The organism is Citrobacter youngae, assembly GCF_003818115.1.
In the GTDB taxonomy this organism is placed as follows: Bacteria; Pseudomonadota; Gammaproteobacteria; order Enterobacterales; family Enterobacteriaceae; genus Citrobacter; species Citrobacter youngae.
Map to the genome: position 1 here is coordinate 161,113 of NZ_RPOI01000005.1, position 16,456 is coordinate 177,568.

Below are 16,456 nucleotides of genomic sequence, written 5' to 3' on the forward strand. Positions count from 1 at the left end.
CCTTATTTCGGCAGGAGTTGCGATATTCGCTTACGTTTGACCGGCGCTGGTTCTTCAATAACCGCACCCGGCAGCTCGTAATTGATTTTTTCTTCCTGTACAACTGGCGCTGGCAGGAACTTATCCGGATCGGCTTCGAGGTTGGCGGCCCGGACGTTGAGTTTTAACCCCATATGTTTGAGACCGCACAGCGCGGCATAGCTGTAAACGAGGCAGTCAAGCGCTTCGTTAGCTCGTCCTGGTATTGCTTCCCAGATACTGTACCGCTGCCCGGAAATGACTTTGTAAACCAGTCGCTCCGCCAGCAGCTGATTGAAGTACCCGAGATCGCGATCGTCAGGAAAATGCATATAACCCGCAGCGGCGGCGCCAGGTTTGGGTGGCTCAAGATGCAGGCGACCGCGTATCACGTCTTTCGCTGAGTTAACCCCCAGAATGACAGGGCGGAAACTGGCTTTGCTTTTCGATGATGGTCGTTTGGTCGGCCAGACAGGATTGCGTTTGCCTCCCTGTGCAGACTCCCCCTTAATTGCCCAGACACGACGGCCAAGACGCTCTTTGGCGAATTCGTATACCTTCTGCGTATGGTGGCCGCCGGAGTCCATGCACGTTGCCATGATATTCAGGCCGCGCCCGTCACCACGTCGCCAGATCTGTTTCAGGTATGCATCCAGTCGCTTCCAGGGTTCTTCCGTCTCAAGGTCACCATAAATAACGTCATGCGCGACCGACCACGATTCTTCATCTCTCCCCCAGCCGGTGATCGTAATTTCGAAGCGATCGTCCTGGGTATCAACTCCAGCTGTTAACAATGCCACCCCGTCCGGAACGACGGCCGGAAATATTTCCCGGCGCGCCAGCAGAACATCAACAGGGAGCTGTTTCCCATGATTAGGTCGGTGCGGAAGCCCCATCTGGGTATTCCACCACGCCTGTTCCTTATCCGGATCGCCCTTCGCATCGATATATTTTTTCGCAATATCCGACGGCTTATCTTTTTGCCAGGGGCTGAAAAGCTTGGATGCCTGGTACCCCGCGTGGTGGTTATCGACTGCCTCCTTTCCACAGGAGGGGCAGATTGCGCGATAGACCGCATGCCGTTCCGACTCTGACCATTGCCAGACCTTTTCAACGCTGCCCTCGTCTGCCGCCCGCCAGGCAAGGTCATAATCCATCAGCGGTGAGTGCCGCTCCCCGCAGCACTCAAATGGGCGCGTCTGATGCCATCGAATAGTGTGCAGAGCTCTGAGGCGCTGTCCTTCGGACCAGCCACTACCACAGCATTCGCAATAGAGCATCGCCGATTTAGTCAGGTGTTTATCTCCCTCTTTCGGCCACTGAACGTGTTTGAAAAAGTCGGGGAACTGGCGGTGGCCACAGTGCGGGCAAACCACAGATGCCCGGCGCTGATCGGAGTCGGCGTAGCTGTCAGCAATGCGGCTCTCATCCTCCACCGTCGGCGAACAGGCGCGTACAGACAGCCAGGTCAGGCCAAATGTCGCTGTACGCTCTTCGGCCAGCGCAATTGGATCGCCTTCGCGGGTTATCGGGTACTTGTCCACTTCATCCGCCAGCAGGACACGAATCGGACGACGCGCAAGGTTATCAGGGCTACCAGCACCCGCCAGCGCCAGAAATCCGCCAGTGAATGCCTTGTAAAGAATGGTTTCTTTCGAGCTTTTCTGTTTCGAATCACCGATGATTTTACGCAGTACCGGCGTCACCCTTACCAGCGGGCTAATACGCTCTTTCGAAAACTGTTCAGCGGCTTCTTCTTTCGGCTGCAGCAGCAGTATCGGACAAGGATCGAGGTGGGCAAAATAGCCAAAAAGGTTTTCCAGCAGTGCTGTCTTCATCAACTGGGTACAGCACATTACAGTGATGATATGAACCCCGGACTCCGTCGCGGCAAGCATCGGTCCGCGGGCAATTTCTACCGTCGATGTTTCCCAGTTTCCCGAAGTGCTCCCAGCCTCTTTTGCCAGCTTACGATAGTCATCTGCCCACTGCGGCACACTGATACGCGGCGGGGGTGTCCAGCCTTTGCGGACGCTTAATTCAAGACGCTCAATCTTCTGCCGGGTTAAACTCTGGCTCTCCGAGGACTGAGATGTGTTTGTGGACATGTTCAATCAGCACCTCTGTCATCCTGTCCGCCGGTACATCCAGATCAGCAGCCATTAGCGGCGCCACCCTGGACGGCCAGTTAAGCCAGGCATCACGCTGTTGGCGAAAGGCGTTGAATAAAACCTCCTCGGCTGCTGTCAGCTCAATAAGCTGGCCGCTGTCTTTTTCATACTGCAGCTTTGCCTGCAGGGCCATGTAATTCTCGCGGATACGTCCCGCTTCCTCTCTCGAAAGATCTGCCCCTTCAGTGAGCATTATCTGGCGGACAGTTTTATTGATTTCATCACCGTCATCATCGTTATCGCTAACGACGGGAGTTTTCTTTTTCTTCGCGTTCGAGGCGCGCGGGTCTTTGCCATCGCGGTTTTTCTTCAAAGCCGCATCGCTGGCCTCTACGTCAATCAGGTCTCCGTCCATCACAATGAAGCGCCCGGCTTTAATCCACCGACCAATTGTTTTGCGATCCACACCTGAATGTTGTGCGTACTGACTCTGGTTCATCGTGGTCATGGGACATCACCTGGGACATTTTCTGGGGTGGGACATTCGCCTGGGACATTTTTGCCATGTCCCACCAGAATGTCCCACTGGAATAAACTGGAATAGCCAGAGCTGGCGAGGTGTCCGTAATGATCGCCAGAGGTGGGGCATGGGACACAAATCTGAAAGTTGTAGCTAGGAAAACACCGCGGCGCGCAATGCCCGTGCCTTACAAAAGTCTCAGGAAGGACCCATTTTTTTAATGGCTTCGACCATTCGCTCCGACTATGATTATTCCTATTCAATACAAGGAGAATGTAATGGGTAACAATATAATCAAAATAACTTTCGTAGCCGCAGTGCTGGCATCACCAATTGCTCATGCCCAGTGGGTAACTAATACTGAAGATGACCTTTTCTCTGGTGGTAAGAAAGCAATGATGCTTGGCGAGGTTTCATCCGACAATGGCGCCATTGTGTTTGACTGCACTAAAGAAAAGCTATCGGCGGCATACGTTGAAATGGATAAAAGCACCGAATCACTATCAGAGGTACCAATGGACCTGATAATGAAGGTCGACGGGAATACCGCAGTGAAGCTCGATGCTACCCTTTCAAGACGTAATGTTCAGAGCCTCCAGATTCAATCGGATGACACGGACCAACTGAAAACAGTGCTTAAGCAGCTTCAGGGGGCGAAATCCAAAGTGTTAGTTGGTGTGCAAACAAAGGATGGCGGAAACCAGCATTCCATGTCAGCCAATGTTTCTGGATCGACAACTGCAGTAAACAGCTTCATAAAAGCTTGCGAAATTAACTTATAAGTTACTGCTTTTATTTTGCCGTCCTGATGGCTTCTGCTATCGCCTGATTTAAAGCAGACGGTAGCAGTGCGTTCGCCATGGTACGGGCCCTATCCATATACCCCAGCACTGGAGTCACAGGTAGCGCATCACCAAACCGGATCAAAAGCTTTGGAGAACGCTGTTTGCGTTTCGGTCTTCGCGTCCCGTTAGCGGAACGTTTGGCCCGTCGCTTCTTAGCTTTCATCGGCTTCTTACGCTGCCAGACAGCGTTAACGCCATCAACCTCACCTACGAATACATTTTCCTTTGCTTTAAGCTGTGAGAGCTTATTACGCGGCATGTTGCCGTATTTGTTTAGCTTAACGTTCTTGGGATTTAATAGAGCCTGGCTATTGAGCTTGTGCTCTCCGCCAAACTCGAATGGTTCCAGATAACCAGCAGCGGTATCACGGACAAAAACCTTTGCGGTCAGATTGTTCTTTCTTGCCGCCACCGAACCAACTGATTTAACGGTAAACGGCGTGGGGCTCTCCAGATGTCGTTCGAATGCCGTCTTCTGAGCCAACTCAATCTGGCGTACAACTTTTGTCATCGCCTGAGCTGTGGCAAACGGGATTTGCTTTTGCAGTTGCTTTAACTGGTTTGATAAATCCTTCAGTGTTGCCATATCAGTCACCTGTATTTACTGCCTATTCTTCAGCATTATCGATTACAGTTACTGTCTGAATATCAGGATGTTACTTATCGTTGAGTCTGGGTAAGGTAATGGCTCAGCCCGTCAGCGGTGGGACGTTGGCGTACCAGCCTTGAGAGGAGTGCTGATTGCCTCTTGATAAGGAGACTTATGCAATTTCTTCACAAACGAATGCACCTGAATGCAGGTGATGTCGTTGTTGTTGACTGCTCGCACCAGTGCAACATCCTTCTCACTACCGACAGTAACTTCAATAGTTATAAAAATAACCGGGGTTTTCATCATCATGGTGGTGGTGGTTTCTTCGAGAGACTTCCGACCCGGTTGGTTGCGCCTCAGCCTGCAGGGCCAAGAGATATCTCAGATGAGATTAGGGACATGCTTCATTAATTATTTTAGTAATATCTGCGGCTAACTTATTCAGCCAACCTGAATTAATCCGAATGCCAGCCATCACATTTGCAGATGTGGTGGCTTTTTTATTTCGCTTATGTCTTTTCATTTTTTCCCTTTTTTGTATCGCCCCTTTCAGGCCGGCCTTCGGTGTGCGCGGTGGCATATTCACTCCGATAAAAATATTGAGCATTATCGCAGGCACTCAGTAATTCCTGCTGTAATACCCGTCGTGATGACCATTAAAAAAGCCACTCGAAAGTGGCCTTTGTGATGGCAATAAAAAACCGCCCGTAGGCGGTTATATTCAGCAGGTCGCATGTTATCTGTGAATGACAAACAGCGATTTACATTTAGGGCAAAGTAACGCCTGTTGTTGGCGTACTTTCGTGGTCGAGTGTGTGGATTTATGTCCGCATATCGGGCACATGACAGTCGTATTGGCTGCAAGCCCAACACGCTGCATTGCATAATCGAAAAATGACATGGTGGTTAACCTTTCAATGAATGGGGCTTATTATACCATGCATAGCTCAATTATTAATCAATCATCATCGCATGCTTGATGCCATTTAACTTTGTCGCAGGCACTCAGTGAATGTCTGCTGTAATGCCTGCTCAGCCAAGTTGAAGCACACCGTGTTCTTTTGAATCAGAGAATGCAACAAACCCAGTGTATTCGGGGATAGTGTTCCGTCATCAGCATCAAATGCTGAAATGGTTGCGTGAAGAATCAAAAATGCTCCAAATCCCGCGCCGCTGCTGCCCCTCGATGGTCAGAATCGTCAAGGAGGACCCGTTAAAAGGTAAGCAGAAAATCTGTGGTTAGAAGTGAAGGCTTTGACAACGTTCTAAATTTTATGACAGAAATAAAAAAGCATTACCTTTCAAGATAATGCTTTTTCACTCGAACTGAGTCTTATCACAATTAGATTAATGTGATTTTAATATCATAGCTTTCAAGCCCAGTCATTTTTTCACGAGCATTAAACTGGATATCGGAAACTTCTTTTCCTGTCTTTTTTTTGAGTTCAATAATTTTTTTTGTGATGAATTCAGAAATATCCGCTTCAGTTTTTCTTTTTAAATCTTCGACGTTCATTGTTTACCTCTCTTGATCTCTAACGTATCAACGCCAGGCATGTTACATTCCCCGTAGAGCACTTGTATAAGCGCTGATATGTTTAAAAGATAGAATAGAAAGACTCAATTATCAATAGTTTGCAGTACAATCTTCATGCAAAAGAGCTCGCGACCACACAAACCACTGTACTAAAATCCGGGTCGGTCACGAAACAACCAGATCTCATTTCAAAAGCTTCGAGGCTGCCTCGAGGATCTCTTCTGAACTGACATCACGATCAGAGGCTACATAAACTATTTTATGGTCTCCTGTCAGAGATGGAAATCCCGCTGACATCACGGGTAGGTGTGCTTTTTCCCCATTGGGAAACTCACGCATTATCGTAGTAATACCTTTCATTACGGTTACAACAACTGCTGGTTCTGCATTAAAAAAAACGATGACTTTTTTCATAATTTTACCGTGATGTCTCTTACAGAGATTGTCGGTTCAGCATACAAAAAAGGCTCCATAAGGAGCCTGAAATTTATTTTCTGAATTCTAACGAAGACTGACCTGAACGAATGTACAGTGCAATATTATCAAATGTAATCATTGTTGATTTGCAAAAAATACATTTTGCTCCGAAAGGATTTTTTTCAGTAACATCAAAGTTTGACGTTCGGTACTGAGATCCGTGGCAACACGGACATCTGAAGTGAATATTATTAGTAATAACAGTTACCTTATACAGCCACGACATTAACTGCCGTGGGGCCTTTAGGTCCCTGTTCAACACTAAATTCAACTTCCTGATTCTCATTCAACGTCTTGAAATCATTACTCTGGATAGCAGAGAAGTGAACAAACACATCTTTACTACCATCTTTTGGAGTGATAAAACCAAAACCTTTTTCAGGATTAAACCATTTAACTAAACCAGTCATTTTATTAGACATAAACATTACCTTTATTGAGTAAGCCCTTGGGCAGAATGGTCCGAAAAAAAATTATCAGAGAGAAAAGCTAACAAGGAAATCTCAACAGGAACAAGGAATAAAATTATTACAGCGACTGCTTCAGATAAATTCGTTACAAACCAGACATTCATTAACGCATGATTAACCAGACATAGCAAGGTTTAGTTTTGTAAGTAAATCTCAGTGGGTTTTGATCTTAAAAATTAATTTAAATAGCTTAAATCGAAAATTATGTCATGCTGCGTAAGACCTTTATCTATCACCCTAAGTTGTCAGGGATTTTGACTCAAGGAAGAGTCGTATTTCCTTCATAGTAAAAATTCACAAATTTATCCACGAAAACCGTCAACATCTTAATTTATAGAGCTATTATTTTTCCTCTACGGTTCATTGTTAGTATTTTTACGGACTCATAAATCCGCTCACATGTCATTCCTGCTCGGTAGTTTTCATCAGCGCGTTCAGCATGGTATCGAGCTTCTTCTGCCAGGCTTCCTGGCATGTCTACGAGCATTGTGGTGTCATGGCGGATGGAAAGTTATGTTGATTCGTTAGTTATCGAGCTGTAGAACGCTATGCTCTAGCGACTCGGAATAGGCAATCAGCCCGGTGTACTCAGGGATAACCTCGCCATCATCCGCTTCGAACTCAGGGATTGTTCCGGTAGTGATGGTATATTGTGGCTGGCCATCTTCTTTTGCGAAGGCAGCCAGGTCTTCAATCTGCTTAGCTGTAAGAACTACTGTAATGCTCATTCCTCAGTTGTTAAAAAGCCCCGCTATTGCGAGGCTTGATTGATTATGGCTAACGACTACATCGTAACGGTTATAAAAGAAGCTATTAGCCAACATGTGGTGTATGGTTGTTAACCGCCCACCAGGACAATCAACATGTCGATACTCAAAGATATCAAGATGCGTACTTTACGCCATGTGAAAAGTACTTGTCCTCATTGCTCCCGCCAGTCAAAGCACAGTCTGTCGAGAATAAAAAACAATATAACGTTAATTTGCCCCTTCTGTGGAAACATCTATCTTCCATCGGAAAGCAAACCAATAAAGTAACTGATTGACTACCAAATAAAACTCATACTCTCAGAATGTGGCAAAGCAGACATAACCTTTTATTGTTGTTCTCATTTAAGAGAATGTAACACCCAGAGTGGAGAGGTTTTTTTTCTTCTCCACAATACGGCGATCAAGTTCAGCCACTGCATGCGGGCGTATGGCATCAAGAAAGGCGTTATCCTGATAGGTAGACTGGATTGTCACACCAAGTCCGGCACCACTTTCCAGTATGCTTTTCTGAAGTTGTAGTTCTTTTATATCGTTATTGAGGTAATACGCTTCACTTAGGTTTTCTGCGTTCATCTTCTAACCCTGTTGTTGTTTGACTGCCTCACTGAGTCGTAAATGCGCTCACACGTCATTCCTGCCCGGTAGCTTTCGTCAGATCGCTCAGCATAATATCGAGCTTCTTCTGCAAGGCGTCCGAGCATGTCGGCGAGCACTGCGGCGTCGGCTCCGGCTGTTTTGCTTCTGACGGCAGTGGCAAGATCTGCGGTGTGCTTTGCGGCGTCCAGGCGAGTGGCAAGCTTTGTTGCTTCGGTACGCAGCTGGTTAACAGTGGCAGACAGGCCAGCAGCAGTGGCAGCGGATTTAGCGGCTTGTGCTTGTGCATCTTTTACAGCCTCATCACGGGCAATAATACGCCCTTGTTCAATCATGCGAGCGGCGGTCTGTGCGTTCGCTGTTTGCGATGATTCTACGCTGTCACGCTCGGCCCACTTCTTTTCCCAACCGCGGCTGCTCCATACACTACCCGCGATAAATGCGACGGCCACCAGCACCGAAATGGCAATGAACTGATAGCGCAGACTCACTGGTCTATCCCCCAGCACGTCAGCGCGCTTTCCTGGTCTCGCCGCTCTACCTGCCCATAGCAGCCATTTTTCTGGCCTTTGGTCAGGCGACAATCGCGGCCACCGTCTTTTATCCACCAGCGGATCGCTTCACAGGCTCCTTTACGGTCGCCAGCATTAATTCGCTTATAGAACGTAGACGGGAAACATTTTCCGGGGCCGATGTTATATGGGCAGAAAGATGCGATCCCGGCTTTCTGTGGTTCGGACAGTGGCACCTTGATATTTCGCTCAACCCACGCCAGCGCCTTGTCGCGTTCAATGGCATTTACCTGGGCGCATTTCTCAGCAGACAGCTTCATGCCCTGCACAACTGGCTTCCCATCAACCAACGTGGCGCCACGGCAAATCGTCCAGAGCCCGCCGCCGTCTCGATACGCCTGCTCGCTATTACCCTCTTTCTCATCCAGAAACTGATCGAGAATAACGGGCGCGGAAGCCCCGGCAAGAATCAAACCAACGACAGCTGCGCTTAGTTTATTCTTCAGCTTTGGTGGCATAGCCATTGCGACGATCCTCCCGTTCTTTCCAGCGGAAATACCAGTTCACTGCACAGGTAATAACGGTGCATGCGATACCGACAATAATTGCCCAGTCACTCAGGCTTAACCCTGCAATTCTGTCGGCCAACATCCAGGACACCTCTTTTGCTGTTTTAGCTGTTTCGGCATATGCCTTCGCTGATACACCGCAGCCGGTCAGCGTGGTTCCTGTTCCATATGAAAGTCTGCTGTAAATGGTGCTCATTCTGGTCATAGCCTCACCTCCGATTTTTCGGATGGCGCTGTGTGTGATGAAAAGGTCAGGCTTCACGGGCTGGATTTATCAACAAAGCACGTAGCGGATGATTCCCGTGAGCCTGAATACGAAAAAGGCCACGCAAATGCGCAGCCCGTAGCCAGAAATCAATATTGTCTTTACATCAATTTTTCTTAAGGTTAAATTCTTCTGACAAGTTGATGAAAGACAACTTGAATATTAGCTATTTGTTCTCTGTTATGCCCGCAACCCAATGCGGGCTTTTTTTCGCCCTGCTAAAAGTTCCACCGTTGTGAGCCTTTTTGCTATGCAATAATGGATGCGTGGTGCTGGGTGTCTCCCGGTGATCCTTTGGCTGACAACCCATGCCTCACGAACATTTCACAACGGGATATAGAAAAGGCCATGCATTTGCATAGCCCTGAAAGATGTTTATGCTTTATTAATTCGCTGGAATATCTGGCATGGCGCGATCCATAGAAGAGCTAATTAACGCCTTAATAGCGTTGCATACCTGATAAAATCCACCCAGCTGAGATGAGACAGAAAAACGGGAGACGTCGTCTCCTGAGCCTACTTCAGCATAAAATGATGAGTTCTCATACCAGAGTGAGATGCTTACGCCCTGCCTGTAGCCACCTGTTAGCGGAGAATCATCAAGAGTGGTTGCAATCACGAAATTCAAGTGGTAACGGCTGTCCATATTGAGTTGGGGGATTAAGACAGGAAAGAACTTCCCCTCCTCCTCCCAAATACCAATGTCCACATAAGGCCATCTTGTTCCGTCAGAACCAGTCCACTCACGAGATGTAAGATCAAGAGAACCTGAATACTCTCGTAGTAGTTCGCTCGCCTTCTCCTGAAGTTTATCCTGTAACTTCCATTGCGCCTCGACCAGTTTAGTGCGTTTTTCTTTCAGATCCTTAAATGTTAATTCCATGCCACTCTCCAGACAAGTTTTGAAAGGAATCTGCATAGTAACTCACCCTGAAAGCACATGGTTATATTTCACTTACACTGAGTGCGAAAAGCAAAAACCCCGCCGAATGGCAGGGTTCCAATGATTAGGCTGTGTGTCGAAGTGACGCTCATTACGCTGCTAAACTGTGCTGTTCTTCAATCAGCGGCTGGCGATGATTGCGATCAAATACACCCTTTAGCGCCTCTTTGCGCTGCTCAAAGTGCCAGCCCATGCCAATGAAAACTGTATTGGCCCGCTGCAACTCAGTTACGCAGTGGATCTGCTCCGGCGTCAGGTAGTCACGGATGTTCTCTTTTTTGTCGAGGTCGTGGTAAACACGAAATTTTGCCGCCGTCATACCGAGCGCGATGCGGTTAATCAAATCGGCTTCGTTGCTGAAGTGGTAAGGCTTGATTTCTTTACCCTGCACTTCACGCTCATGCTTAATGGCATCGCTCATCGGGCGATATTCCAGACGGGCGGTGTTGCGATCCATTTTTTTGCCCGCCAGAGCGCCACGCATGCGGAAGAACTCAGCAACCAGTTTCTTTTTGAACTTGCGGACAACATCGTTATTACGCATGTAGGTGATCAGTAGAGTGGTTTGCTGTTCATTCAGTAGCGCCACTCGACGCTTTTGAAGACCACCGTCAGTTTGAATGGTTCGGATTTCAAATCCGACCCTTCCAAATTCTTCAAGATCAGCCTTGTTACGGTCCACTAACTTAATGACGGTGTCATGATCACGCCCAACCCCGTCAGCAATAGCGACAGTGCTGGTTACAAGGTCGAGTTTTTTAATTTCAACTAATTGCATGGCGTTTACCTTACTTTGAGATGAACCTTTGCCGCACAGGAAATCAGCCCGTCGAGGCTCGCCAGCGCTAACCGACTTCCTCAAAGGCTCATTTCAAATGGATTGGTTCGACGTGATGGATGCGCGGGCGGTGCGCAGGAAATGCGGATACAAAAAAACCCGCAACGTGGCGGGCTTTTCGAGGTTAATTATCTACAGGCGTTATACTCCATAATCAGAAGCATACAGGACGGTTTTATGCAAAGTCAACACCATCATGCGAAAATTTGTCGCCATTTGTTCCGATCGTATTAATTACTGGTTGCCTTCTGAAATTCTGATGATGCCCGACTCTCCTCCTTGTGCAGTACATCAATCAGCATTTCATAGAATGGCTTCCAGTTACGCGACCATGAGGACTGATGGAGATCCGGGAGACGCTTCAAAATAGCGCGGTGTACCGTTGCAGAGGAGACAGCAGAAAAGCCATTGCCTGAGCAACGTTCACACGTTTTGAATACCGGTGCGCCACGCTCCTTGGTAGCGATGCGGTCGAGCACCTCACCTTTGCCGCCGCAACGGCATCGGGCCAACAGCTCACCTTTACCGTTACAGGCGGTGCAAAGACGCTTAACCTGTTCACGTTCTATTTTTGGCGTAACAATCTCGTCACCATCGATGTTGTAGAGTCCAGGGTACTTAACCACGTCCTCACTCACCTCAATAAGTCCGCTACCGCTGCAACAGTGACATGTCACGCTGGTTGCAGCAGAACGGGAATACTCAGCAAAGGCAAATTGCGCCAGCGTCAGCATACATGCTCCAAGAGCATCACCAGCGGCTTTGCGGACATTCTTTGGGGCGTTTTTGATAGCAAACTGCGCCAGCGCCTGCGCCGCCAGTTGTTCATCCGTCTTGCTGATCCCAGCTTTACCGAAGAATGCAGCCAGGCCAAAACGCGCGCGACTGCTGGTGGTGCCAATGGCCGCCATAACATCGGTGCCGGTGAGACGCTCCGGAGAGGTTCCTTTAACTTCGTCGCTGATATGCATTCCCTGAGGGCTGAAATGTTTGAGTGATGCTTCCAGTTTCATTGGATAGCGCCTCCCTTCTCGGCAGTGCCAAACCAGCCAGGATGCGCCCACTGAATATCGGTAACTTTATGGCCTTTCCCCCATAGCGATATCGAACGCATTGCAACGTAGTGCATAAATATTTTTTCCCGCTCAAGCCATTCACCCTCAGGCTTATCTTCAAGAAACTCATCGATTGCATCAGCAATAAGGCCAAAGCATTCGGGATAGTCGCTATGACTGATAGCTATGTCTCGTGCAGCATCCTGGAGTTCCATGAAGCGCTTTTGGGTGAATAAATAAGACATTTCGTGAATTAGACGATCCATTATTGGTTCCTTAAGCTTTTGCATACCGACGCGGTTGTGATTTTTGCTGCGGGGCTGATTTTGATTTCGCTTCTTCCTGGTCAATCGGCAAAAAATGCCCATTGTAGAAACGGCGGTATACGGTCCCAAGAACGCCGTTACGCTGTTTGGTGATGTTAATTTCCGCGATCCCTTTTGCCTGTGATTCGGGGTTATACACTTCATCGCGATAGAGCATCATGATGATGTCAGCATCTGCCTCAATTTCGCCGGAGTTCTTCAGGTCTGAGTTCATAGGACGTTTGTTAGGTCGGGATTCCACGCCTCTCGAAAGCTGGCTCAGCGCCAAGACGGGAGTGCGGTTTGTTTTGGCGAGGCGCTTTAATCCCTTCGACAACTCACCCACCGCGAGGTCATAGCGTGCCGTACTCTGGATCTTAATGAGTAACAGATAATCGATAACTACCAGCGCGGTTTCAGGATGAGCAATCTGATGACTGGTTGCCGTTTGCTGGATCTGTTCAAGCGTCAGATCTGTGGCATCAACCATCCAGATATTGCGCCCGGTAAGATGCCCGATACCTGTAGATAATCTTGCCCAGTCTTCATCTTCAAACTTCGCGGCCTCTTTGAGCCTGGACACTGACATGCCACCAGCAGCAGATACCATTCGCTCGCCAATCTGGATGTTGGCCATCTCCATGCTGAAAAACAGTACGCCATGCCCCTGCTCTGATACTTTATCGATAATGTCCAGGGCAAACTCGGTTTTCCCCATCGACGGACGGGCGGCAATGAAGACCAGATCTGTCGGTTCAATGCCACCGGTTTTTACGTCCAGTTCTTCAATACCGGTCATCAGAGGTTTGGCCTCTTCTAGCCCCTGATTTCTTGCGTCTACCCGGTCAATTACCGCAGGTAAAATTTCATCAATATGCACAGGTTGAACGGTATCAGGAGTGAGTGAGATTGCAGCCATAGCCCCCTGTGCGGCCTTCAACGCTTCGACTGCGTTATCACCATTGGCAGCATTGCGAATGCCAGCCAGCGCCGTCTCGATTACAGCCTCAGCGTCACGAACGGCAGCGTTACGTTCCAGAGTGGAGACGTAATACGTCAGCGCTGATTTAGCCCAGGCGATACGACTTGATTCGAGTATCGTTGCGCTGTGTTCTGGCATGGCCTCACAAAGCAACAGCGGATCTATCACTCCGGTTCCGCGAGCCTGACGACAAATGCCAGAATAAATTTCACGGTACTGACGGACGGAGAATACGCTCGCCGGCATACGGGAAAGAATGCCCAGAACCTCAGGATCGGTATTGCGCAGAAAAATTGCGCCAATTACCGCACCTTCCAGATCATTATTTTTCCATACCGGAGTCATCATGCGGTTATCCCTGCAGCAATTGCGCGATAGCTTTCCCAGCCAAACGCCAGACGGTTTCGCCCACCATCGGTAACCCTGTCCACGATGCGCTCACCGATGGACTCCTTCAATTGCTCAAAGGTCAGGTTACTTATCAGGATTGTCGGAAGTACGCTCTCATAGCGGGCGTTGATAATTTCCTGCAGAATGGTCATTTCCGTCGGACTACCGAATTGCACGCCCACCTCATCAATAATCAGCAGATCCAGTGATGCGAAACGTTCGATAACGTCTTCCTCGGTACTGTCAGCACCGTGGCGCCACGTGTTTTTCACAGCCCGGGTCAGACGCATAACATCGGTGATTTCAACCCTTGCGAGATAGTTTCGAATAATGCTTTTCGCCATCGAAACAGCCAGGTGGTTCTTTCCTGTCCCGCAGTTCCCGGTCATCACCAGCCCCGTTCCTGCGTTAAGACGCTCCGACCAACTGTTGACGTAGCGCTGGCAGGCTTCAAGGTTTTTTGCAGCACCCTGATTAACCGCTTGATAATTACTAAACTCACAGCCCTCAAATCGGCGGGCGATCCCGACGTTGTCCAGCAGGTCAGATACCTGCAACGCATGCAGCCCGGCATCGACTGCCGCCAGCTCATCGCGCACGCACCCCGGGCACAGGGAATGTTTAACATTTTCGGTACCACGAAACGCTTTACCAGTGAGCGACATGCGCTCATAGTCGCCATGTTTTTCGCAGACTGCGGTATGGACTTCTCCTGACTCCCAGCCCCTCAACTGCCACGGAGTTTTATGTTCTACAGCGAACGCTAGTTCTTCACGAAGCCCCTCACGTTTCGCCAGCAGAGAATCCCTTTCTTCGCGTTGTTTGATGTTCAACATTGTGTTTCCCCTTGTCACCAGTTGCAGTCTGATTGGCCGTAATCCTGTTCACTGAAGCCAGATACCGGAAGCGCACTGCGACGCCCACCTCCGGGAGCGGATGGAGTTTGCCAGGCTTCTTCGAAATGCCGATCGGGCCCAAAGAACGTTGCCGCCTGTTTGACGTATTCAGTACCAAGCTTGCCCGTCGTGCGGATGTAGGCCGCGTAGCGCTGCACGCCCGCCAGCAGCTCTGATGCCGTTGCGCCGTCGGCGATGCGAGCCTTCCAGTGTTTGTAGGCCGTTGCTTTTGGATTGCCACCAGCGCGTTTTGGGTATGCTTGCCAGGCGGTTTCGAACTCTGGAGAGTATTCCTGTCGCGCTGCTGGTTTCGTACCACTGGTTTTCCCAGATGATTTACCACTTTCGGAAATGGCCGTCGGTGTAGCGGCGCCAGCCGATGCACCAAGAGTGTTTTTAATCTCTGTAGTAGTCTTTGTTGTAATAACCATTAGAGAGCGGGCGTTTTTCCCCTCATCCATCGGTGCATCCTGCACTTGTCGATCAGGGCAACTTGCCCCGTTCGATGAGGGCACCTGTTCCGCATCATTAAGCAACTCGCAATCATGGTTGATGGTGTAATAATTTGTCCGGTCATGCTGGGACTTATTGAGCTGCTCGACATCGAGACATCCCTGTTTGACGAGTGATGTAAAAGCGCGTTTAACGGTATCTGCCGACCAGAACGGGAATTGTTTTACCCACGACTCATAGCTGTTGAACACCCAGCGGCGACCAGAATGGATAACTCCCTGTTCTTTGTCGTTAATCCAGTAGTTAACCTGCTGCAATACGATCGCTTCGTTCAGGCCGATACGCGTAGCAAGCTCAGGGTTGATGACTAGAGGGCGAAAATTAAAAAGCATGCTCATGCTGCACCCGCTAACTCAGTATCGTGAGTAAACTTGCCATCCCAGCGCTTCTTCATCGGAAGGTGCCCCTTGAGATAGTGTCGGTAAATCCACACCGCGCCTTTGCGCAGCAGGAGCGGCTTGAATGTGTCGCGCATATCGCCGTCGTCCTGCTCTATCTGCCCGGTACGCTCACTGAGGTAGAGATCGCGTGCATAGTGATGAACCCGCCAGCGCGGATATTTAGCATTTGGCTGGTCGTCATAGAGCCAGTTATGTTCGAACAAAAACGCATTGACCTGCTGGACGTTGACGCCGTTAAGCTGCTTACAGAACTGGCAAGGAGACATACCCGGATGAAAGAGATTTTCCAGGTGCTCGATGTACTTTGCCTGGCGCTCGACGTATCCAAGTGCTCGACGGGCAGCTTCACGTTCGTCAGCCCATGCGCGAGCAGCTGCGACTTCGTCTGAAAAATCAGGCAGATCTGAATTAACCGCCACCAGCTTACCTGTGCGAAAGTCGAGGAAGGTCTGATTCACCTGCAAGCGGAATACTGGTGAGATCCACCCGGCATACTCAATGGCCAGCAGTTCGTGAGCGAAAGTGCCGCCATTCCTGCCTTCGTCTGAAACTATGCAAATCTGCACAGTTTCTTTTTCCAGCTCAGCGATCAGCGATTTAGCAGTTTGAGTGCGCAACCACTGAGCGGGGGCTTTGTTAGCACCAAGGCCACTCGCCTTGTGCAAAGCATTCAGGTTAAAACGCCCTTCAGCATCGGTAGTGATTTCCACACCTGCAATAACAGGTAGGCTTTCAGCACCATTACTTGAATTATTCAGATGTTTATTGATATTATTTTTCACGAATTTACCTCGCCAGGTAGATTTATGCAGGTATGAACAGTAGTGAAGTTAGAAAAGGCCGGTGAGGGAAC

Annotated in this window: 25 protein-coding genes and 1 pseudogene; 3 read left to right on the top strand and 23 right to left on the bottom strand. The window is 49.0% G+C overall.

From position 1 onward, the window contains the following. Nucleotides 1-2: 2 nt before the first annotated feature. Both EHN13_RS04785 and EHN13_RS04790 read right to left on the bottom strand, forming a co-directional pair. On the bottom strand, nucleotides 3-2,126 hold the full coding sequence (locus EHN13_RS04785) for a phage terminase large subunit family protein (RefSeq protein ID WP_072667360.1): 2,124 nt from the start codon (nucleotides 2,124-2,126) through the stop codon (nucleotides 3-5). Then, nucleotides 2,068-2,637 (bottom strand): hypothetical protein, encoded by a 570-nt coding sequence (locus EHN13_RS04790; RefSeq protein ID WP_000210383.1) that lies wholly within the window; start codon nucleotides 2,635-2,637, stop codon nucleotides 2,068-2,070. Before EHN13_RS04790 ends, EHN13_RS04785 begins: the two co-directional genes overlap by 59 nt. A gap of 290 nt (nucleotides 2,638-2,927) precedes the next feature. Here EHN13_RS04790 and EHN13_RS04795 point away from each other — a divergent pair, with 290 nt between their 5' ends. Next, nucleotides 2,928-3,431, top strand: coding sequence for a hypothetical protein (locus EHN13_RS04795; RefSeq protein WP_032652440.1), 504 nt, complete (start codon nucleotides 2,928-2,930; stop codon nucleotides 3,429-3,431). A gap of 10 nt (nucleotides 3,432-3,441) precedes the next feature. On the opposite strand, the gene EHN13_RS04800 is transcribed toward EHN13_RS04795, so the two are convergent. Continuing rightward, nucleotides 3,442-4,080 carry a hypothetical protein gene (locus EHN13_RS04800; protein WP_072667361.1) on the bottom strand — a complete coding sequence of 213 codons (639 nt, stop codon included), beginning with the start codon at nucleotides 4,078-4,080 and terminating at the stop codon, nucleotides 3,442-3,444. A gap of 198 nt (nucleotides 4,081-4,278) precedes the next feature. On the opposite strand from EHN13_RS04800, the gene EHN13_RS04805 reads away from it, so the two are divergent. Next, complete coding sequence (locus EHN13_RS04805) at nucleotides 4,279-4,497, top strand: DUF1883 domain-containing protein (protein WP_232034713.1); 219 nt, start codon at nucleotides 4,279-4,281, stop codon at nucleotides 4,495-4,497. Here the strand turns inward: EHN13_RS04805 and EHN13_RS04810 are convergent. From EHN13_RS04810 to EHN13_RS04840, 8 genes and pseudogenes are all read right to left on the bottom strand, one after another. Then, nucleotides 4,478-4,705, bottom strand: a complete 228-nt coding sequence (locus tag EHN13_RS04810) for a hypothetical protein (protein WP_088902172.1) — start codon at nucleotides 4,703-4,705, stop codon at nucleotides 4,478-4,480. The genes EHN13_RS04805 and EHN13_RS04810 overlap by 20 nt on opposite strands. A gap of 117 nt (nucleotides 4,706-4,822) precedes the next feature. After that, nucleotides 4,823-4,987, bottom strand: coding sequence for a YnfU family zinc-binding protein (locus EHN13_RS24530; RefSeq protein WP_213090494.1), 165 nt, complete (start codon nucleotides 4,985-4,987; stop codon nucleotides 4,823-4,825). Between the two features lie 441 nt (nucleotides 4,988-5,428). Next, nucleotides 5,429-5,602: a GnsA/GnsB family addiction module toxin gene (locus EHN13_RS04815; RefSeq protein WP_001100119.1), complete on the bottom strand. Its 174-nt coding sequence runs from the start codon at nucleotides 5,600-5,602 to the stop codon at nucleotides 5,429-5,431. A 204-nt stretch (nucleotides 5,603-5,806) separates the two neighbouring features. Beyond that, the gene (locus EHN13_RS04820) at nucleotides 5,807-6,037 is read right to left on the bottom strand and encodes a hypothetical protein (protein ID WP_000756041.1); all 231 of its coding nucleotides are present in this window, start codon (nucleotides 6,035-6,037) and stop codon (nucleotides 5,807-5,809) included. 73 nt (nucleotides 6,038-6,110) lie between these two features. Beyond that, the gene (gene ymcF / locus EHN13_RS04825) at nucleotides 6,111-6,299 is read right to left on the bottom strand and encodes a cold shock small protein YmcF (protein WP_057069020.1); all 189 of its coding nucleotides are present in this window, start codon (nucleotides 6,297-6,299) and stop codon (nucleotides 6,111-6,113) included. Nucleotides 6,300-6,309: 10 nt separating this feature from the next. Beyond that, nucleotides 6,310-6,522: a cold shock protein CspG gene (gene cspG / locus EHN13_RS04830; protein ID WP_000066494.1), complete on the bottom strand. Its 213-nt coding sequence runs from the start codon at nucleotides 6,520-6,522 to the stop codon at nucleotides 6,310-6,312. 379 nt (nucleotides 6,523-6,901) lie between these two features. Beyond that, a pseudogene (locus tag EHN13_RS04835) lies at nucleotides 6,902-7,066 on the bottom strand (DUF2514 family protein); the annotation flags it as partial. Between the two features lie 28 nt (nucleotides 7,067-7,094). Then, a complete protein-coding gene (locus EHN13_RS04840) occupies nucleotides 7,095-7,292 on the bottom strand; it encodes a hypothetical protein (RefSeq protein ID WP_024174517.1) in 198 nt (65 codons plus the stop codon). A gap of 141 nt (nucleotides 7,293-7,433) precedes the next feature. On the opposite strand from EHN13_RS04840, the gene EHN13_RS24230 reads away from it, so the two are divergent. Then, the gene (locus tag EHN13_RS24230; RefSeq protein ID WP_213083834.1) at nucleotides 7,434-7,607 is read left to right on the top strand and encodes a YnfU family zinc-binding protein; all 174 of its coding nucleotides are present in this window, start codon (nucleotides 7,434-7,436) and stop codon (nucleotides 7,605-7,607) included. Between the two features lie 75 nt (nucleotides 7,608-7,682). Here the strand turns inward: EHN13_RS24230 and EHN13_RS04845 are convergent, their stop codons facing one another. The 12 genes from EHN13_RS04845 to EHN13_RS24240 all read right to left on the bottom strand — a co-directional run bounded on the left by EHN13_RS04845 (nucleotide 7,683) and on the right by EHN13_RS24240 (nucleotide 16,385). Further along, on the bottom strand, nucleotides 7,683-7,913 hold the full coding sequence (locus EHN13_RS04845; protein ID WP_000990801.1) for a hypothetical protein: 231 nt from the start codon (nucleotides 7,911-7,913) through the stop codon (nucleotides 7,683-7,685). Beyond that, a complete protein-coding gene (locus EHN13_RS04850) occupies nucleotides 7,910-8,425 on the bottom strand; it encodes a DUF2514 domain-containing protein (RefSeq protein WP_167470001.1) in 516 nt (171 codons plus the stop codon). Before EHN13_RS04850 ends, EHN13_RS04845 begins: the two co-directional genes overlap by 4 nt. Further along, nucleotides 8,422-8,970 carry a lysozyme gene (locus tag EHN13_RS04855; protein ID WP_088902170.1) on the bottom strand — a complete coding sequence of 183 codons (549 nt, stop codon included), beginning with the start codon at nucleotides 8,968-8,970 and terminating at the stop codon, nucleotides 8,422-8,424. Before EHN13_RS04855 ends, EHN13_RS04850 begins: the two co-directional genes overlap by 4 nt. Beyond that, entirely contained in the window at nucleotides 8,942-9,220 is a 279-nt protein-coding gene (locus EHN13_RS04860) for a phage holin (RefSeq protein ID WP_001568784.1), read from the bottom strand. The genes EHN13_RS04855 and EHN13_RS04860 overlap by 29 nt, the downstream gene beginning before the upstream one ends. A gap of 445 nt (nucleotides 9,221-9,665) precedes the next feature. Continuing rightward, the gene (locus tag EHN13_RS04865) at nucleotides 9,666-10,163 is read right to left on the bottom strand and encodes a hypothetical protein (protein ID WP_000423994.1); all 498 of its coding nucleotides are present in this window, start codon (nucleotides 10,161-10,163) and stop codon (nucleotides 9,666-9,668) included. 151 nt (nucleotides 10,164-10,314) lie between these two features. Next, nucleotides 10,315-11,001 carry a Rha family transcriptional regulator gene (locus tag EHN13_RS04870; protein WP_088902168.1) on the bottom strand — a complete coding sequence of 229 codons (687 nt, stop codon included), beginning with the start codon at nucleotides 10,999-11,001 and terminating at the stop codon, nucleotides 10,315-10,317. Between the two features lie 290 nt (nucleotides 11,002-11,291). Next, nucleotides 11,292-12,074 (bottom strand): antitermination protein, encoded by a 783-nt coding sequence (locus tag EHN13_RS04875; RefSeq protein ID WP_124020986.1) that lies wholly within the window; start codon nucleotides 12,072-12,074, stop codon nucleotides 11,292-11,294. Then, entirely contained in the window at nucleotides 12,071-12,382 is a 312-nt protein-coding gene (locus tag EHN13_RS04880; protein WP_124020987.1) for a hypothetical protein, read from the bottom strand. The genes EHN13_RS04875 and EHN13_RS04880 overlap by 4 nt, the downstream gene beginning before the upstream one ends. Before the next feature lie 10 nt (nucleotides 12,383-12,392). Then, complete coding sequence (locus tag EHN13_RS04885; RefSeq protein WP_124020988.1) at nucleotides 12,393-13,751, bottom strand: replicative DNA helicase; 1,359 nt, start codon at nucleotides 13,749-13,751, stop codon at nucleotides 12,393-12,395. Beyond that, complete coding sequence (locus tag EHN13_RS04890; protein ID WP_103856816.1) at nucleotides 13,748-14,629, bottom strand: ATP-binding protein; 882 nt, start codon at nucleotides 14,627-14,629, stop codon at nucleotides 13,748-13,750. The genes EHN13_RS04885 and EHN13_RS04890 overlap by 4 nt, the downstream gene beginning before the upstream one ends. 14 nt (nucleotides 14,630-14,643) lie before the next feature. Next, complete coding sequence (locus EHN13_RS24235) at nucleotides 14,644-15,540, bottom strand: hypothetical protein (RefSeq protein WP_225990726.1); 897 nt, start codon at nucleotides 15,538-15,540, stop codon at nucleotides 14,644-14,646. Beyond that, nucleotides 15,537-16,385 carry a KilA-N domain-containing protein gene (locus EHN13_RS24240; RefSeq protein ID WP_232034687.1) on the bottom strand — a complete coding sequence of 283 codons (849 nt, stop codon included), beginning with the start codon at nucleotides 16,383-16,385 and terminating at the stop codon, nucleotides 15,537-15,539. Before EHN13_RS24240 ends, EHN13_RS24235 begins: the two co-directional genes overlap by 4 nt. Nucleotides 16,386-16,456 lie beyond the last annotated feature (71 nt).

What these genes read in the sequence shown, in the direction of transcription:
- EHN13_RS04785 (WP_072667360.1), bottom strand. Translation starts at nt 2,126, where the DNA reads ATGTCCACAAACACATCTCAGTCCTCGGAGAGCCAGAGTTTAACCCGG.
- EHN13_RS04790 (WP_000210383.1), bottom strand. Translation starts at nt 2,637, where the DNA reads ATGACCACGATGAACCAGAGTCAGTACGCACAACATTCAGGTGTGGAT.
- EHN13_RS04795 (WP_032652440.1), top strand. Translation starts at nt 2,928, where the DNA reads ATGGGTAACAATATAATCAAAATAACTTTCGTAGCCGCAGTGCTGGCA.
- EHN13_RS04800 (WP_072667361.1), bottom strand. Translation starts at nt 4,080, where the DNA reads ATGGCAACACTGAAGGATTTATCAAACCAGTTAAAGCAACTGCAAAAG.
- EHN13_RS04805 (WP_232034713.1), top strand. Translation starts at nt 4,279, where the DNA reads ATGCACCTGAATGCAGGTGATGTCGTTGTTGTTGACTGCTCGCACCAG.
- EHN13_RS24530 (WP_213090494.1), bottom strand. Translation starts at nt 4,987, where the DNA reads ATGTCATTTTTCGATTATGCAATGCAGCGTGTTGGGCTTGCAGCCAAT.
- EHN13_RS04815 (WP_001100119.1), bottom strand. Translation starts at nt 5,602, where the DNA reads ATGAACGTCGAAGATTTAAAAAGAAAAACTGAAGCGGATATTTCTGAA.
- EHN13_RS04820 (WP_000756041.1), bottom strand. Translation starts at nt 6,037, where the DNA reads ATGAAAAAAGTCATCGTTTTTTTTAATGCAGAACCAGCAGTTGTTGTA.
- cspG (WP_000066494.1), bottom strand. Translation starts at nt 6,522, where the DNA reads ATGTCTAATAAAATGACTGGTTTAGTTAAATGGTTTAATCCTGAAAAA.
- EHN13_RS24230 (WP_213083834.1), top strand. Translation starts at nt 7,434, where the DNA reads ATGTCGATACTCAAAGATATCAAGATGCGTACTTTACGCCATGTGAAA.
- EHN13_RS04845 (WP_000990801.1), bottom strand. Translation starts at nt 7,913, where the DNA reads ATGAACGCAGAAAACCTAAGTGAAGCGTATTACCTCAATAACGATATA.
- EHN13_RS04855 (WP_088902170.1), bottom strand. Translation starts at nt 8,970, where the DNA reads ATGGCTATGCCACCAAAGCTGAAGAATAAACTAAGCGCAGCTGTCGTT.
- EHN13_RS04860 (WP_001568784.1), bottom strand. Translation starts at nt 9,220, where the DNA reads ATGACCAGAATGAGCACCATTTACAGCAGACTTTCATATGGAACAGGA.
- EHN13_RS04865 (WP_000423994.1), bottom strand. Translation starts at nt 10,163, where the DNA reads ATGGAATTAACATTTAAGGATCTGAAAGAAAAACGCACTAAACTGGTC.
- EHN13_RS04870 (WP_088902168.1), bottom strand. Translation starts at nt 11,001, where the DNA reads ATGCAATTAGTTGAAATTAAAAAACTCGACCTTGTAACCAGCACTGTC.
- EHN13_RS04875 (WP_124020986.1), bottom strand. Translation starts at nt 12,074, where the DNA reads ATGAAACTGGAAGCATCACTCAAACATTTCAGCCCTCAGGGAATGCAT.
- EHN13_RS04880 (WP_124020987.1), bottom strand. Translation starts at nt 12,382, where the DNA reads ATGGATCGTCTAATTCACGAAATGTCTTATTTATTCACCCAAAAGCGC.
- EHN13_RS04885 (WP_124020988.1), bottom strand. Translation starts at nt 13,751, where the DNA reads ATGATGACTCCGGTATGGAAAAATAATGATCTGGAAGGTGCGGTAATT.
- EHN13_RS04890 (WP_103856816.1), bottom strand. Translation starts at nt 14,629, where the DNA reads ATGTTGAACATCAAACAACGCGAAGAAAGGGATTCTCTGCTGGCGAAA.
- EHN13_RS24235 (WP_225990726.1), bottom strand. Translation starts at nt 15,540, where the DNA reads ATGAGCATGCTTTTTAATTTTCGCCCTCTAGTCATCAACCCTGAGCTT.